The sequence below is a fragment of the Bythopirellula goksoeyrii genome, from assembly GCF_008065115.1.
GTDB classification, from domain to species: domain Bacteria; phylum Planctomycetota; class Planctomycetia; order Pirellulales; family Lacipirellulaceae; genus Bythopirellula; species Bythopirellula goksoeyrii.
Genome location: NZ_CP042913.1, coordinates 4602168 through 4619084 on the forward strand (window position 1 = coordinate 4602168; position 16917 = coordinate 4619084).

Sequence of the window (16917 nt, forward strand, 5' to 3'; positions counted from 1 at the left end):
ATCTGATTCGCCAGACACGCGCTCTATAATGCCCATAGGCCATGAATTGCTTAGCCGGTCCCAGCGACAGTACCTTTGAGGGAAATCAGTTCATCGAGTTTTTTTCTCCCCTATGGCACTACTGGTTCACACAGAGCTCCGTTTGCAGTACGGTTTACAAGATCTCATGCGACTTGTGACATTTCTGGGACTCCTACTCTGAGCGATCACAAGTTTATTCTGAGCGAGCAGCTCGGCCATTTGAAGATGCCAAGCGTCTTTGCTCCTCCTCGTTCGGCCAGGGATCCCAGCGCTCGTCGAAGGCGATCCAGAGTGCACGTGCATATCGGAAAAACCATAGAGGAAACAGCAAGCCAAAACCGCTCAATACCCAGAGTAATTGATTGCCAGTGAGTGTCTTGCTGAAGAACAAGGAGAAAAAGAGTATTACGACCAGCATGGCCGTAACACCGTAGTTGAAGTAGATCGAGCCCAAGAGATACCCCGGTGCGCGGTCGAAATTGCGTCCGCATGCCGGGCATGCGTCTTCCATCGTGAGCAAGCTGCGAAAGATCTTGTGCTCCCCACACGCCGGGCATTTAAGCCGTAAGGCACGTCGCAACAAAATGCCGAGTGCGGGCCGTGTAGGTTCTGTGGGAGGAGTTGCGACCATGTGGCACTTCCAGTGAAGAACTTGCGAGAAGCTGCTTAACTCGTTAGGTTTCGTAAATGGTTAAACTTGCACGAATCTTACAACTTGCTGGCCTCATCATTCCACCCTTGGCTATGGCCGCCCAACTGAGCGAGAATATCTCGACTGGTAAAATGCTACAGTTTCTCTTGCTCTCGGTAGGCTTGTTTGTTCTTGGCTATGTCTTGCAGCAGTTTCGTGGATAGTCATTGCTTCTGGGGATCGGTTAAATTGGTGGCATCTCCTGAATTGCCGCCTGGTCCAGCCGTCGTTCTTCCCGTGCTGGGTGAGGAAGGGGAGCACTGACTTTGACGTTGGAATTAGCTATATCCACTAATAAATCGTGGGCTGCATCTTTTCGCAAACTTCGATTCTTATCAAGTCGCTGCACGACAGGTTCTGTATAAAGACCTTGTCCTCGACGAATAACACGTGCTTCGGTTCCGTCAGTCAATTCAACATGGCTACCAATAGGAAACAAGGACACCACTTCCAGCATTGCTTTCATGACTTCAGAGCTAATAGTATTGAGTCTTACCTGGCTTAAGAGATAAGTCATTACATCGTATGGAATGTATGCCGGACGGCCCCAAGTTTCTTCTGTCAGAGCGACGTAGGTATCGGCGATGTGAAGAATCTTGGCATAGGGGTGGATCTGTCCGCCCATTAGTCCCCTTGGATAACCTGTGCCGTCTAGTTTTTCATGAACCTGTGCTGCTGCAATTCGCACTCCATCGGGAATGTTCTGCATTTTGCTTAGGAGGTCAAAGGTATGCAGCGGATGTTGAGCGACTAGCTTTCTTTCTGATTGAGTCAGTTCGGACTTCTTGTTGCGTATCTCTTCGGGTAGTCGGTGCATTCCCCAGTCATGCACCAGCCCGCATTCGCCTACTTCACGAACGAGGTTTTCGTCCCAACCCATTTCAATCGCAATAGCCATGGCCAAGACCGAAGTTCGGATAGCTCGGTCAGTCAGCCCGGGATTCTGTGATACTTCCGCAGAGGCAGAGTACGCCTGGTCGGAGTCTCGTATCAATTCTGAACTTGCCCTACGTGCTACCGTATGGATCGCCCGATTGTCCTGACTTAAGCCAGCGACCGCATGGCGGATCATCGTATCCATAAGTTTTTTCGTGGTGGCAAACTGCTCCGTTAGAAGTTCCTGTTGATGCTGATTATAGGGCTCACAGCCAATGCGATTGGCGCGTTCCCTGAGAGGAGGCCCCACGTTTTCGACAGCCGCTGGTATCTTGGCAGCAAAAGCTTCCAGTTGCTCAGTGATTTGCTGACTGACAAGCGTAATCGATTCAAGAGGAAATTCCTTCGAGGGATCGCCTCCCTTAGAATCCCTTGAAGCCGAATCTGGCGACTGAGATCTCCTAGGAGAGGAGAACATGGCAGAGGCGTCCTCCGGGTGCAAGAAGACGTCGAGTATCTGGCGATCAGTCAAGTCCTGTTTAAGCGACTCAGATATCTCCGTCGACGCCGTCAGGACCAAGGCGTCGTTTTCGTCCAACGCAGAATGCCTAAGTCTGCTACCAATACGAAGATGCTCTGATCGTACTCGAATCGATTCGGGAGAGTTCATTTTGCTCCCCTATTCTGGAAAGGACATGTGAGGTCGGTCAGCAACAAGTGTCCTTGAAATCATCAACTAAGAAGTTGTTGCAGAACGACGAAAGTACCATGATACTAAGTCTCACGGTAGTCCATGATCTTGCTGATTGGAGTAAGCGTGGCTGACTGACGCGTTGGATCGACACACTCTCAGGCCGCACTTTGATCCTGCCAGTTTGAAAACAGCAAGACACTCTTTCGTAAGTACACTGGTTCGAGGAGAAGATTAAGTTAGGTGGGGTGGCCCCGTGCCAGGTCACCATGAACCAGATACCGAGAAAGTGTGGCAAGGCAAGGTCCCTAAAACGGCCTACGACCGACCCTCCAAACCGTCCATAACCTGTTTCCAGTGAGCAAGTTGCGTGCTTTCCGAGGCTAGTAACCTATCTTGACCCCTCAGCGGAATCGCAATAAACTTTTTGCTACGAATAATTTGCGCAATTCCGCCAGCTTCCAGGAAGACAGGTCCGCTGGAGGTCTGCCGGTTCTGAATCCTTTGATTTTGATCCTTCTTATATAATTTAAGGCGGGAATCGAGCGGAGCAACTCAGGTCGAATATTGGCGCAGTTGGTCAACATGGCACTACGCCGAGAAACTTGGATCGATCGGTTTAGCAGACGATTGGGTCTTTCTTGCTTGCAATTTTGGGTGATCGATGGAACTACTGGAAAGAATCTGGGAACTACTTAGTGGGTTTGGCAACGGTATATTAGGCCGCTTCGAACGCGGAATCACTGCCTTGTTTGGGTCTGCCAATGCGCGCTATCTCAAACACACCCATTCGCGCGTGGCAGCAATTACAGCCCTCGAGCCAACTTATCAGGCGCTATCCGACGAAGAATTGCGAGGCAAGACTGACGAATTTCGCCAACGGATTGATGCGGGTGAGACACTCGACGATTTACTTGTCGAAGCCTTTGCCGCCTGTCGTGAGGCGGGTCGACGGTTCTTAGGAATGCGGCACTACGATGTGCAGCTAATCGGCGGGATCATCCTCCACGAAGGCAATATCGCAGAGATGGTCACTGGCGAAGGCAAGACGCTTGTGGCTACGCTCCCCGCCTATCTAAATGCAATCGAAGGCAAAGGAGTCCACATTGTTACGGTCAACGACTATCTAGCCCGTCGAGACATGGAGTGGATGGCGCCAATATATAATGGTCTTGGGCTAAAGGTCGACGCGATTTGGTCGGGCATGGATCCCAATGAACGCCAGCAGGCATATGCTTGCGACATTACCTATGGCACAAATAATGAGTTTGGCTTCGACTACCTCCGCGACAACATGAAGCACGCCGCTCGCGGCGACGATCGCTATTCCAAGCACCAGCAACAAGCCCAGGGCAGACTCAACTACGCTATTGTTGACGAGGTCGACAATATTCTCATCGATGAGGCCCGCACGCCACTGATCATCTCTGGTCCGGCGCAAGATGATGTTACGAAGTACTTGAAAGCTGACAAGATTGCTCGGCAGCTCAAACCCAACGTTCACTTTGAGGTGAAAGAGAAGGAGCATTCTGCACATCTGACCGACGAAGGAGTCCGTGAAGCAGAACGACTTGCCGGCGTGGAAAGCTTCTACACGGCGGGCAACATGCAGTGGCCCCATTTGATCGATAACTCACTCAAGGCACACAACCTCTATAAGCTCGACGTCAACTACGTCGTGCAGCAGGGTCGTGTGATCATTGTCGACGAGTTCACCGGCCGACTAATGGAAGGTCGTCAATGGAGCGACGGTTTGCATCAGGCAGTGGAAGCCAAAGAAGGGGTACAAATCAAGGAAGAAAACCAGACGCTGGCGACCATCACGCTGCAGAATTTCTTCAAGCTTTATAAGAAAATCTCGGGTATGACCGGTACGGCTCTCACCGAGGCTGGCGAATTCTGGAAGATTTACAAGCTCGACGTCATTGGGGTTCCGACGAACCGGGAAATGAAGCGGATCGAACATCCTGATATGATTCTGCGGACAGAGCGTGAAAAATACAACGTTATTGCCGAGGAGATCGAACGGCTCAATCGCTTCACCACCGTGGAACTCAAGAATGGCACCGAGTTTGTGGGCAAAGTGGTGAGCGAGGACGAAAGTTCAGTTACTCTTGATATGCCTGAAGAGCGACGCAAGGAAACGTTTGCTCGGGACAAGATCGCGCATATCCAGCGCCCTGGTCGACCGATCTTGGTTGGTACCGTGTCGATCGAGAAAAGCGAGCGGCTTTCTAACCAGCTCAACAAACGTGGGATTGTCCATGAAGTGCTCAATGCAAAGCAGCACAAACGTGAGGCGGAGATCGTTGCTCAAGCAGGTCGTTTGGGAGCAGTGACCATTGCAACCAACATGGCCGGCCGTGGAACGGACATCGTACTCGGGGGAAATCCCGAAACGATGGCGTGGGCTGAGTTGCAGGACAAGTATGCTTCTCGCTTGGACGTGCCCAAAGAAGAATGGCAGCAATTGGTTTCCAAGATCGAACGTCGTGAGAATATGAAAGAACAGGGCCAAGAGGTCAAATCAATTGGTGGCCTGCATATCATTGGTACCGAAAGGCACGAATCGCGGCGTATCGACTTGCAATTGCGTGGTCGTTGCGGTCGACAAGGTGACCCTGGTAGCAGCCGATTTTTCCTCTCCCTAGAAGACGATTTGATGCGGATCTTTGCAGGGGAATGGGTAAAGAACATTCTCACCCGCTTAGGGATGCAAGACGGCGAAGCAATCGAAAGCCGGATGGTGACTCGCCGTGTCGAAGGAGCCCAAAAGAAGGTCGAAGAGCGTAACTTTGAGATTCGCAAGAATCTGCTTGAGTATGACGAAGTAATGGACGAACAACGCAAGCGAGTCTATGGATACCGCCAGCGAATTCTCGATGGAGACAACTGCCGTGAACTAATCATGGAAATGATTCGCGAGCAAATCGACGAGTACCTGCAACAGTTCCTCGATTCAGATTACGGCACTGACTCCTTCGCAGCTGCCGCTGGAAATCTGCTCAATGTTCAACTTGAAAGCCGTGACTTTCGCAATGTGAGTCCGGAGGATGCTGACCGTCTTGCCCGCGATGAGGCCTATCGCCTGGCAGAAACGCAGATTCTGGACGCCATCGAAGAGAATCTTCCCGAGGAAGAGGAAGCCACCGAATGGAACTGGGAGGCTTTGGCCAAATGGTCGAATATTCGCTGGGGAACCAACTATCGTGAGCGGGACCTCAAGAAGATTGGCCGAGATCAGTTGGCTGAAGTCATGATCAAAGATGCGAATGGAGCCATTGGTGAAATCGATCTCTCGGATTGCGATCGGCTGTTGGAAGCCGGTTACGGAGTGAAGACAGCATGTGCCTGGCTGCACGACAAATTTGGGGTCGAACTAACTCCAGACGAAGTCGCCGATCTTAGTTCGTCAGAATTCATTGAGCTTGCCCAAGAGCGTGCCCAGCAATCCTATGATGAACGTGAGTCGGAATACCCTGTGCTGGCGGGGATGTATCGGTTTGCTTCTCGCAATCAAGCAGGCCAACGTGGGCTGCAGCGGGAAGAGTTGGTCGAATGGGCGAAACGACGTTTCTCAGCGGATCTGTCTCTGGATGATCTCAAGACGAAGCAGCGAGAAGAGATTCGCAGCATGCTGGTCGAGTACAGTCGCAAGATGAATGCTGCTGCCAACAAGGTTGCATCGGAAGCCCAAGAACGTGTCGAGGCGCTCTTCAATGAGTCCGGCAGTGCCGTTACTCTCGGCCAGGTTACTGGCAATAACGGCAAACTTGATGACTTGAGTGAATGGCTTGCGAAGTCTTGCAATTCAACCCTTTCACGAGAGGAACTTGCCAAGCTCGATTATGACGCCGCTCGTAGACGAGTAGCTCAGTTGGTCGAAGACCGCTACCGCCCCGAAATGCGCCGCATGGAGCGAGCGGTCCTGTTACAGATTCTTGATCAGAGTTGGAAAGAGCATCTGCTGAGTATGGATCACTTGCGCTCGAGCGTTGGCCTACGTGGCTATGCTCAGATCGACCCCAAGGTCGAATACAAGCGCGAAGGCATGCGGATGTTTGAAGTGATGTGGAGTAGCGTGGCCAACTACGTCACCAATCTGATCTTCAAAATGGAGCAGCTCGACGAAGGTTTTGTCGGTAGCACATGGGTCGAGTCGGCTGCTATTCACGAAGAAGCTCCTTCGACTTCGGATATTGCTGAGCAGCAACAGGCGGCAATCGCTGGATCAGATACTCAGCAGAAACTCGAGCCCATTCGCAATCGACAGGAGAAGGTTGGACGCAATCAGCCCTGCCCCTGTGGCAGTGGGAAAAAGTATAAGAACTGTTGCGGTAAGTGAGCAAAGCAAACCAAGGGAAAGGATTCCCGTGCCCCGTTTTCAGTATTGGCTCTTGAATGCCGCTTATCTCGGTGCGATCATGCTTGCCTTGCCCTGGCTGCTCTGGTCGGCGTGGCGGCACGGTAAATATCGAGAAGGCTTCGCCGAGAAATTCTGGGGCAATGCTCCCCGCCGATCATGTGATCAACCATGTATCTGGCTGCACGCGGTGAGTGTTGGCGAGGTAAATCTCCTTGCGAATTTGATTCGTGAACTCGCTGACAATCGTCCGAACTTGGAACTGGTCATTTCGACAACCACGAAGACGGGATACGAGCTGGCACGGCAGAAATATGCCGACCATACCGTCTTCTATTGTCCGTTGGATTTCAGTTGGGCCGTCAAGCGGGCGCTCCAGCGCATTCGCCCCGATTTGTTGGTGCTCGCTGAGTTGGAACTTTGGCCTCAGTTGATTACCGAAGCGAAGAAACAGGGAGTACAAGTCGCTATCGTAAATGGTCGACTGAGCGACAAGAGCCTGAGCGGGTATCTCCGAATTCGCCCCTTGATTTCGCGGATACTCGCCCAGGTGGACATGATCGCAGCACAGAACGCGGAAACGGGGGAGCGGTTTAGTCGATTGGGAGCCCGCGCGGAGACCGTCTTCACAACGGGTTCGCTCAAGTTTGACGGGGCGACCACGGACCGCTGCAATACACGAACCACGCAACTTCGAAAGCTGGCGGGGCTCGCCGAGGAGGATATCCTACTGCTGGCCGGCAGCACACAAGACCCCGAAGAGGCGATGGCACTGCGTGTCTATCAAGACTTGAAACCTGATCATCCACGATTGCGACTCGTAATAGTGCCGCGCCATCCACAACGCTTTGCTGACGTGGCTACGCTGCTGGAAGCATCGAGTCTGCCTTGGATTCGTCGAACCCAACTCGAATCTTCACCCTACCCCCTCCCCCGCTCCACAATTATCCTCGTCGATTCGATTGGAGAACTGGGAGCTTGGTGGGGCCTGGCGGATATCGGCTTCGTCGGTGGGAGTTTCGGCAACCGCGGAGGGCAAAACATGCTCGAGCCGGCGGCCTACGGGGTTGCGACTTGCTTTGGTCCCAACACTTGGAACTTTCGCGAAATCGTTGCTCAGTTGCTGGCTGCCGAAGGAGCGGAGGTCGTCAAAGACGAGCAGCAACTTTCCGCATTCGTACGGCGAACTCTCAATGAGCCAGAGTGGGCAAAGAACCTCGGAGAACGGGCCCGACAATTAGTTCTCTCCCAGCAAGGAGCCACCAAGCGAACAGTGCAATTGCTGCTGCCGCTGGTTGCAGAAACTGAAGCGATGCGAAACGCCGCTTGAGGCAAAGTTCTTATTCCATCATTCTTAGAACTTCTGTTCAGAGAATCCCATCTTGCAGTTAATCTTCTCCAAGAAAGATTCCGCTCCGTGCTACCGCAGGCAAAACGCGATATGTTTCACTTTGTTACGTATTCGCTTTATGGCACTGGGCCCTGTTAAGAAAAAGCAAGAAGACCTGCGGGGCGTAGCCCCGCAGCTGTATGAGGTAGGATTCCTCGTGATGCGGGGGAATGTCTTGAGTTGCCGCTAGGCAAGTTTCATCTATTCGTCTATTCGTCACGTTGCGACTTGCGTAGGATAAGGGGCATGACCATTCGCATTGCTCTGAATCATCGGACCAGATATCGGTATGACCGGCTGGTGAATTTGTCTCCGCAGATCATTCGGCTCAGACCGGCACCTCATGCCAGGACGCCGGTGCCGAGCTATTCGCTCAAGGTGCGACCCGAGGAGCATTTTGAGAATTGGCAGCAGGATCCGCATGGGAATTTTCTCTGTCGGTGTGTGTTTCCTGAGAAGGTCAGCGAGTTGAGCATCGAGGTGGACCTGATTGCGGAAATGACGGTCATCAATCCGTTTGACTTCTTTGTCGAGCCGAAGGCGGAAGAATGGCCCTTTGAATATGATCCCTGGCTTGAAAAGGATTTGCTGCCATTTCTAGAATGCGAACCTGCTGGGCCAAAGTTGGCAGAGTGGCTCTCCAAGGTAGATCGAACGAAGCGGAACACGGTCAACTTTGCAGTTGAGTTGAACCAGCGACTTCAGCAGGACATCAGCTACCTGATCCGGCTAGAGCCAGGAGTGCAGTCTTGTGAAGAAACACTCACAAACCTGTCGGGGTCTTGCCGAGACAGTGCGTGGTTGCTGGTGCAAATTCTGCGCAACCTGGGGATCGCTGCGCGATTTGCCTCGGGGTATTTGATTCAACTCGTGGCAGATGTGAAATCGCTCGATGGGCCTTCGGGGACGGACAAGGATTTTACCGACCTGCATGCCTGGACCGAGGCCTATATTCCGGGTGCGGGATGGATCGGGCTCGATCCGACTTCGGGGTTATTGACGGGGGAAGGACATATCCCTCTGGCCTGTACGCCTGATCCGATGAGTGCGGCGCCGATCACGGGCGGGGTCGACGCTTGCGAAATGGAGTTCGACTATGCGATGTCGGTGACGCGGATTCATGAAGATCCGCGCGTGACCAAGCCATACACAGACGAAGAATGGCAACGCATCGAGGCCGTCGGACGTGACGTGGACCAACGACTACAGGCGGGAGATGTGCGGCTGACGATGGGGGGCGAACCAACGTTTGTCTCTGTCGATGACATGGAAGGGGAAGAATGGACGACGGCTGCTGTGGGTCCGACTAAGAGATTGCGCGCTGCCGAGTTGTTTTTGCGCATGCAGCAGCGGTTTGCGCCCAACAGCTTGTTGCACTTTGGCCAAGGGAAATGGTATCCGGGGGAGTCGCTCCCCCGCTGGGCGTTTAGTTGCTACTGGCGGAGTGATGGCGAGCCGATTTGGAGCGAGCCGAAGTTGATTGCCGAAGAGGGCAAGAGTTATGGTAGGACGGCCGCGGATGCGGAACGGTTTGTGAAGACGTTTGCCGAGAATCTGGAGATCGATCCGCAGTATGTTATTCCGGCTTACGAAGATGTCTGTCAGTACATTGCCCAGGAACGGCGACTGCCGGTGAATGTGAATCCTCGCGACAACAAGCTCAAGGATCCCGAGCAGCGGGCGCGGATGGCGCGGATTGCCGAACAAGGGTTGGGCGAAGTGGCGGGGTATGTGCTGCCGATCCGTCGGCAATGGTGGCAAGCCCAGGCGAAGTGGACGAGCAGCACCTGGCCGATTCGCGCCGATGCCATGTTTTTGCTGCCTGGTGATTCGCCGGTGGGTCTGCGTTTGCCGCTGGATACACTGCCCTGGACTCCGGAGGAGGAAGAAGAAGGTTTTTATGAGGTGGACCCCTCGGCACCGCGAGACCCCCTACCCCGCCACCCTTATCAGAAGGCCCGAGCTGGTCAGCGAGAAAAGTCTGCTGCGCAAGAGAAGCCCGCCCAACGTGTGCAGCAGGAAGTTGCCCCAACCGAAAACGCAGACGAAGGCAATGTTGGCCGGCAAAATGAACAGAAACTCGATAAGAGGAGCAAGGTGGTCAAGACGGCGATGTGCGTCGAGCCTCGCAACGGGACACTGCATGTATTCATGCCTCCCACGGAGCGACTGGAAGATTATCTCGATCTGGTGACGGCAGTTGAGGAGACTGCGAAAACCATCGATACACCGATCGTGCTGGAAGGTTACGTGCCGCCCCAGGATCATCGGCTCAACAACATTAAGGTAACGCCCGATCCTGGAGTCATCGAAGTGAATACGCATCCGGCCAGTTCTTGGGACGAATTGGTCGAGTCGACAACGGCATTGTACGAAGAAGCCTTCTATAGTCGACTGGCAACGGAGAAATTTGATCTCGACGGTCGCCATACGGGAACGGGGGGCGGAAACCATGTTGTGCTGGGTGGCGCGACTCCGCAAGACAGCCCGTTTTTGCGCCGACCTGACTTGCTCAAGAGTCTCGTAGCGTATTGGAACAATCATCCATCGCTCTCCTACTTATTCTCAAGTAGCTTTATCGGGCCGACAAGTCAGGCACCGCGAGTTGATGAAGGGCGGCGCGATGCGCTGTACGAATTGGAGATTGCCTGCTCTCAGGTGCCTGATGCCCAGGCAACGGACGAGCCAATTGCCCCTTGGATGGTGGATCGTATCTTCCGCAATATCTTGGTAGATCTCACTGGCAACACGCACCGCGCAGAATTCTGCATCGACAAGATGTACTCGCCCGACACAAGCACGGGGCGTTTGGGACTGGTGGAGTTTCGTGGATTTGAGATGCCGCCTCACGCTCGCATGAGTTTGACACAGCAGCTGTTGTTGCGATCGCTGATCGCTCGCTTCTGGGAAGCGCCTTATCGAGAAAAACTCATCCACTGGGGGACGACTCTGCATGACAAATTCCTCTTGCCGCATTTTGTGTGGAGTGACCTGAGGGAAGTGATCTGCGAGAGTCGTGTTTTTGGTATTCCACTAGAGGTGGATTGGTTTGCGTCGCATTTTGAATTTCGGTTTCCTCGCATTGGGACGATCAATCAACGAGGGATTGAGATGGAACTCCGACAAGGGGTCGAGCTGTGGTACGTGCTTGGTGAGGAGCCAGCAGGTGGAGGGACGACGCGGTTCGTTGATTCTTCGGTCGAGCGATTGCAAGTGAAAGTGACCGGGATGGTTGACGAGCGGCATCAGGTAACTTGCAATGGCCGGCGCGTGCCATTGCGTTCGACGGGAACCGAGGGTGAATATGTCGCGGCGGTCCGCTATCGAGCCTGGCAGCCCCCCAGTTGCCTGCATCCCTTGATCGAAGTACACACGCCGTTAGTGTTCGACATCTTCGACACGTTTAACGACCGCAGTATTGGGGGTTGCACCTACCATGTTTCCCATCCAGCGGGTCGAAATTACGAGACCTTTCCAGTCAACGCCTACGAGGCCGAGGCCCGCCGGGCGGCCCGCTTTTTCGCTGCGGGTCATACACCCGGACCGATGCCCTGCCCTGCTGAAGAATCGAACCCTCTATTTCCGTTGACGCTGGACTTGAGGCGGGTTAAACCGAACTAATGGAAGGTGTCGAAATCAATCAACGGGCAGGCGAAAGCATCTTTGCAGGGTATGCACCCGACAATGCATTCTATGATGAAATCTTTTGCGGCACGGGTGGAGTAAGACCCGGCTGGAAAGATTTCCTTTCCGCAGTTTCATGCATCGGTCGCACCGAACTGATGAACCGGTGGTTGCAGGCTCAGGAAGAAATTCATGAGACTGGTATCGCCTACAATATCTATGATCATTCCGAAGGTGCCGTGCGACCGTGGGAACTCGATCTATTGCCGCAGTTGATTGGTCCGGAAGAGTGGTCGGAGTTGTCCGCAGGATTGGTGCAGCGTGCAAACTTACTCAATCGATTGCTCGCGGATTTGTACGGCCCCCAGGAATCGCTGACGCGAGGAATGCTCCCCGCGAATTGGCTTTATTCGCACCCAGGGTTTCGGCGGGTATATTCTGGACAAACGCCACCGGGAGGGACGTTCCTGCATTTCTATGCGGCCGATCTGGCACGCGCGCCTGATGGACGGTGGTGGGTTGTGGGAGATCGCACCGACGCTCCCCTGGGTTTGGGGTACGCGCTGGAGAATCGCATCGTGACATCGCGGATGCTTTCTAAAGCAATCCACAACTTTAATGTTGAGCGACTCGCGGGATTCTTCATGACTTTGCAAGAAACGCTGCGCGAGCTTGCACCAAGTCATCGCGACAATCCTCGCATCGTACTTTTGAGCCACGGGCCGAGTGGGCCAAACTATTTTGAAGATGCCTATCTTGCGCGCTATCTCGGGTACACCCTGGTCGAAGGGGGTGACCTGGCGGTTCGGGATGACCATGTGTTTCTGAAGACGCTCGGAGGACTCTTGCCGGTGGATGTGATTCTCCGGCGGCTGAGTGATGAGTTTTGCGATCCCTTGGAACTCCGAGGGACCGCCGGACTAGGTGTGCCTGGCTTACTGCAGGCGGCGCGGTTGGGGAACGTCACAGTAACGAACGCACTGGGGAGTTCGCTGGTGGAGTCGCCATCCCTCATGCCCTTCCTGCCGGGCCTCGCGCGGGAATGGATGGGCGAGGAACTCACTTTGCCTTCGGTAGCGACTTGGTGGTGCGGGCAGGACAGTGCCCGAAGCCATGTGATGTCGCAATTTGCTCAAGGTGAATCGAATCCACTTTCGATCCGCTCTGCCTATCGGGTAGGGCGCAATGATGCGTCAGATCGATTGCGGAGTGATTGTGGTTCCGATATAGCAAAGCTATTGCAAACTGAGTCACGTAGCTTGATCGCTCAAGAGGCAGTCAAACGGTCGACCTCGCCAGTGTGGTGCGATGATTCGCCGACTCGTTGGCATATGGCGCTGCGAGTGTTTCTGGTGGCAAGTGATAATTCTTATCATGTGATGCCGGGGGGATTGGTGCGACTAGACCGTGAGTCGGCGCCGTTGGACCATTCTGTGCTTGGTGGGCACATGAGCAAGGACGTCTGGGTTCAAGCGATCGAACCCGTAAAAAATGTGACACTCCTCGCGACCGCGAAACAGCCGGTCGTGTTACGGCGCGGTGGAACAGAATTGCCGAGTCGAGTTGCCGACAATCTGTTCTGGCTCGGTCGGCGGATCGAACGGGCGCAGGGAACTTGTCGCTTGTTGCGGCCTGTTGTCGCGAGGCTCACAGGTGAAACGGAGTTTGAAGGCTCGGAGGAACTCGCCTACTTGATACATTGTCTGGCGGAACAAGGCCACATCGAGCCTGGGTTCGCAGTCGAAGGCATGAAGGATCGTTTGCCGACGATTGCCCATATTCTGCCGTCATCCGTTCTGGATCCTGAAATGCTTGGCAGCTTACGTTGCTCGGTTGCCGAGGCCCATCGAAATGCTTCGCTGGTGCGAGACCGATTGTCGCTCGACAGCTGGCGGATCGTGCATCATATCGAGCGTTTGGTGATGCGAGCATCCCAGCTCGAACAGTCTGTGGATCCTTTTACGAAGATCCATCTCTCGGGAGATTCGGAGAAAGAGTTGCTCACACCCGACGAAGTGGGAGCACTTAAGAGGCAGCCGTTTGGGCTGGTTGAGCTTGACGAGCTGTTGGACGAATTGATCGTCAATCTGGCGGCACTTGATGGTTTGATTGGTGAAAGTATGACCCGGACTTCTGCGTGGCGCTTTTTGGAGTTAGGTCGGAGATTGGAGAGGTCCCTGCATGTGGTGTCACTTGTGCAGTCGATTCCAGCCATGCCAGAAAAGGAAGAAGGTCGAGTGCTGGAGGCGGTGTTAGAAGTAGCCGACAGCATCATGACCTACCGCAGTCGCTACTTGGCCGCCGTGAGTCGGGCAGCGGCACTTGATCTGCTCTTGACCGACGAGACAAATCCTCGCTCGTTGGCGTATCAATTGGTATCGATTGTTGATCACGTGGCTCACCTTCCCCACGACGAAACCAAACCACTTGGTACGCCGGAGGAGCGGATCGCTCTATCGCTGTTGAACAGTTTGCGGATGCTTGAAGTAGACGATCTCAATCCTTCAAGCAGCGGCAAACGAAGCAAATTGGAACGGTTCCTACAGCAGGTGGTCGATCAGTTACCGAAGCTATCGGATTTGATTAGCCATCGCTACTTGATCCACGCTGGGGTGGCTCGGCAGATGTCGGATCGGGGTGGGCCCAAAAATTGAGATAAACAACGCTCTCCGCCCTGTATAGTTCGGAAGGCGCTTCGCGGTCAAAAAGAATGAAATACAAAATTACCCATACAACGAAGTACAACTACGACGCGCCAGTACCGGTATGTCATAATGTGGTCTATCTCACTCCACGCAGTACGAAGGTTCAGTCTTGCGCGCGGCATCGATTGACGGTAAATCCTAGCCCCGCAACCCATTCCAAGAGGACGGACTATTTTGGCAATGCCGTGTCCGCGTTTTCCATTGCCACCAGCCACAAATTGTTGCAGATTACGGCGAGCAGCTCGGTAACGGTCCTTCGGCGGGAATTGCCTGCTGAGAGCAGTACTTCTGCTTGGGAAGTGGTTCGCGATTCTTTGGGAACTGATCTATCTGCGGAAGGATTAGCAAACTACCAATTTGCGTTTCCGTCGCCCCACGTTCCGATTCATGGAGAGCTTGCGGACTATGCTCGCGAAAGCTTTACACCGGGACGACCGATCTTGGAATCATTGCGATTGTTGAACGAGCGTTTGCATGCGGATGTGAAGTACGATCCCAAGGCGACGACCATCAGCACTCCCATTTTGGAGGTGTATGAACATCGACGGGGCGTCTGTCAGGACATGGCCCACTTGATGCTTGGAAGTCTGCGTGCGATCGGGTTAGCAGCGCGTTATGTGAGTGGGTACGTGAGAACGCAACCGGCCAATGGAAAACCGCGTTTAGTTGGGGGGGATGCCTCGCATGCGTGGCTTTCTGTATATTGTGGCGACGCGGGCTGGATCGATGTTGATCCGACCAATGCATCTTTCCCGCAAGCAGAACACATCACCGTTGCCTGGGGACGCGACTTCAGCGATGTTTGTCCTGTGGCGGGGATGTTCATCGGTGGCGGGGAACATAAGTTAGATGTCTCAGTGGACGTGGCGACGGTTGAGTAGAGATTACAGAATGCCACAGCGCAAAGAGTGTGCCTGCTAAATTGCGGACTTGCCAAATTTCTTTCAAGATGCGAACATGGGGCTCAGGCGGTCGTTATGTCTCTCGACGGAAAGTGGAGACGATGGACTTTTAAGGCCCTTGCGGATGAATCAATCACAGCCGAACGCCTCGCAGCTCCACTTTCGTGGTTACGATACGAAAGACTTTTTCGATGAGCTGATCGACGAACACGATAAGCCTCGGCCTGGTGCAGAACTCTTGCTGCAACGGATTGAAGAACTTCCCGACGATGAAATACTCCAGCGCCAGCAGATGGCTGAGCGGTCGCTGTTTCGGATGGGAATTACGTTCAATGTTTACGGGGACAACCAAGGCGTGGAAAAGATCATGCCTTTCGATTTGGTGCCTCGGATTATTGCGCCTGAGGAGTGGAGTCGTTTGGAGCGTGGGCTCAAGCAACGGATTCGGGCCCTAAATCTGTTCATTGATGACATCTATCACGATCAGAAGATCGTCAAAGACAAGGTCGTTCCCGAAGTCATGCTCAAAAGTGCGAAAAGTTTTCGCGAGCAATGCATTGGTATAAATCCACCGGCGGGAATCTGGTGTCATATCACGGGGACGGATCTGGTCCGTGATAAAGATGGCACAATTTACGTGCTGGAAGACAATCTACGCTGCCCCTCTGGAGTGTCGTATGTCTTGCAGAACCGATTTATTATGAAACGCAGTCTTCCCTGGCTGTTTGATGCATCCAACGTGCGGCCTGTCCTCGACTACCCGGGAAGATTGTTTCAATTGCTTGAATACTTGGCGCCGGAAGGGATCGAGTCGCCAACTGTGGCGGTTTTAACTCCCGGAGTGTTTAACTCAGCCTACTACGAACACTCATTCCTCGCTCAGCAGATGGGGGTCGAACTGGTCGAAGGACGTGATCTGGTTATTCACGACGGTTTCGTCTGCATGCGGACAACTAAAGGGTTTCAGCGCGTCGACGTGCTCTATCGACGCATTGATGATGACTTCATTGATCCTAAGGCGTTTCGAGAAGACTCGATGCTCGGAGTACCGGGATTGATGGAGGCTTATCGAAACGGCCGCGTGGCACTGGCAAACGCACCGGGAACCGGCATTGCAGATGACAAGGTGATTTACGCCTACGTAGAGAAAATGATCAAGTACTACTTGGATGAAGAAGCTATCATCCCCAACGTACCGACTTACGTTTGCTATGATGACAAGGAACGAGAGTATGTACTGGCCAACCTCGACAAGCTCGTGGTTAAAGCGGCCAACGAAGCGGGCGGGTACGGAATGCTTATTGGTCCCCATGCGACCGAGGAAGAACGCGAGAAGTTTGCTGGACTGATCCAAGAGAATCCGCGAAACTACATCGCTCAGCCGACGCTTTCCTTGTCGAGAATCCCCACGATCGTCGAGGATAAATTCGAAGGTCGGCACGTCGATTTGAGGCCGTATATTCTCTACAGCGAAGATATTTTCGTTTTGCCTGGAGGACTCACGCGGGTGGCGCTCAAGAAGGGATCACTCGTCGTGAATTCCTCGCAAGGTGGCGGCAGCAAAGACACCTGGGTGATTGGCTCATCGCCGCAGCAAAGTCAGTCGCAACAACAATCGTAGGAAGTGAGTAGTCAGTTGCAACAATCCCCAGCC

9 protein-coding genes and 2 pseudogenes are annotated in these 16917 nt (G+C 53.6%); 9 read left to right on the forward strand and 2 right to left on the reverse strand.

What is annotated here, in order from left to right:
* Positions 1-214: 214 nt before the first annotated feature.
* Positions 215-652: a DUF983 domain-containing protein gene (locus Pr1d_RS18105; RefSeq protein ID WP_148074844.1), complete on the reverse strand. Its 438-nt coding sequence runs from the start codon at positions 650-652 to the stop codon at positions 215-217.
* Between the two features lie 56 nt (positions 653-708).
* On the opposite strand from Pr1d_RS18105, the gene Pr1d_RS25845 reads away from it, so the two are divergent.
* Entirely contained in the window at positions 709-876 is a 168-nt protein-coding gene (locus Pr1d_RS25845; protein WP_168205332.1) for a hypothetical protein, read from the forward strand.
* Between the two features lie 20 nt (positions 877-896).
* Here Pr1d_RS25845 and Pr1d_RS18110 read toward each other — a convergent pair whose 3' ends face one another.
* Positions 897-2258, reverse strand: coding sequence for an HD-GYP domain-containing protein (locus Pr1d_RS18110; RefSeq protein ID WP_148074845.1), 1362 nt, complete (start codon positions 2256-2258; stop codon positions 897-899).
* A 685-nt stretch (positions 2259-2943) separates the two neighbouring features.
* Between Pr1d_RS18110 and Pr1d_RS26855 the strand changes: the two are divergent.
* The 8 genes and pseudogenes from Pr1d_RS26855 to Pr1d_RS18140 form a co-directional block, all read left to right on the forward strand.
* Positions 2944-4170, forward strand: a pseudogene (locus tag Pr1d_RS26855) (preprotein translocase subunit SecA); the annotation flags it as partial.
* 81 nt (positions 4171-4251) lie between these two features.
* A pseudogene (locus Pr1d_RS26860) lies at positions 4252-4992 on the forward strand (preprotein translocase subunit SecA); the annotation flags it as partial.
* Entirely contained in the window at positions 4993-6624 is a 1632-nt protein-coding gene (locus Pr1d_RS26865) for an SEC-C metal-binding domain-containing protein (RefSeq protein ID WP_449241590.1), read from the forward strand.
* A gap of 28 nt (positions 6625-6652) precedes the next feature.
* Positions 6653-7972, forward strand: a complete 1320-nt coding sequence (locus Pr1d_RS18120; RefSeq protein ID WP_210417765.1) for a 3-deoxy-D-manno-octulosonic acid transferase — start codon at positions 6653-6655, stop codon at positions 7970-7972.
* Positions 7973-8278: 306 nt separating this feature from the next.
* Positions 8279-11653 carry a transglutaminase family protein gene (locus tag Pr1d_RS18125; protein ID WP_148074847.1) on the forward strand — a complete coding sequence of 1125 codons (3375 nt, stop codon included), beginning with the start codon at positions 8279-8281 and terminating at the stop codon, positions 11651-11653.
* Positions 11653-14310, forward strand: coding sequence for a circularly permuted type 2 ATP-grasp protein (locus tag Pr1d_RS18130; protein WP_148074848.1), 2658 nt, complete (start codon positions 11653-11655; stop codon positions 14308-14310). The genes Pr1d_RS18125 and Pr1d_RS18130 overlap by 1 nt, the downstream gene beginning before the upstream one ends.
* A 56-nt stretch (positions 14311-14366) precedes the next feature.
* The gene (locus Pr1d_RS18135; protein WP_148074849.1) at positions 14367-15242 is read left to right on the forward strand and encodes a transglutaminase family protein; all 876 of its coding nucleotides are present in this window, start codon (positions 14367-14369) and stop codon (positions 15240-15242) included.
* A 145-nt stretch (positions 15243-15387) separates the two neighbouring features.
* On the forward strand, positions 15388-16884 hold the full coding sequence (locus tag Pr1d_RS18140) for a circularly permuted type 2 ATP-grasp protein (RefSeq protein WP_148074850.1): 1497 nt from the start codon (positions 15388-15390) through the stop codon (positions 16882-16884).
* The last annotated feature ends 33 nt before the right edge of the window (positions 16885-16917 follow it).

Bases quoted from the DNA above. Each gene is read 5' to 3' on its own strand.
- Pr1d_RS18135 (WP_148074849.1), top strand. From the start codon at position 14,367: ATGAAATACAAAATTACCCATACAACGAAGTACAACTACGACGCGCCA.
- Pr1d_RS26865 (WP_449241590.1), top strand. From the start codon at position 4,993: ATGCAAGACGGCGAAGCAATCGAAAGCCGGATGGTGACTCGCCGTGTC.
- Pr1d_RS18105 (WP_148074844.1), bottom strand. From the start codon at position 652: ATGGTCGCAACTCCTCCCACAGAACCTACACGGCCCGCACTCGGCATT.
- Pr1d_RS18125 (WP_148074847.1), top strand. From the start codon at position 8,279: ATGACCATTCGCATTGCTCTGAATCATCGGACCAGATATCGGTATGAC.
- Pr1d_RS25845 (WP_168205332.1), top strand. From the start codon at position 709: ATGGTTAAACTTGCACGAATCTTACAACTTGCTGGCCTCATCATTCCA.
- Pr1d_RS18130 (WP_148074848.1), top strand. From the start codon at position 11,653: ATGGAAGGTGTCGAAATCAATCAACGGGCAGGCGAAAGCATCTTTGCA.
- Pr1d_RS18110 (WP_148074845.1), bottom strand. From the start codon at position 2,258: ATGAACTCTCCCGAATCGATTCGAGTACGATCAGAGCATCTTCGTATT.
- Pr1d_RS18140 (WP_148074850.1), top strand. From the start codon at position 15,388: ATGAATCAATCACAGCCGAACGCCTCGCAGCTCCACTTTCGTGGTTAC.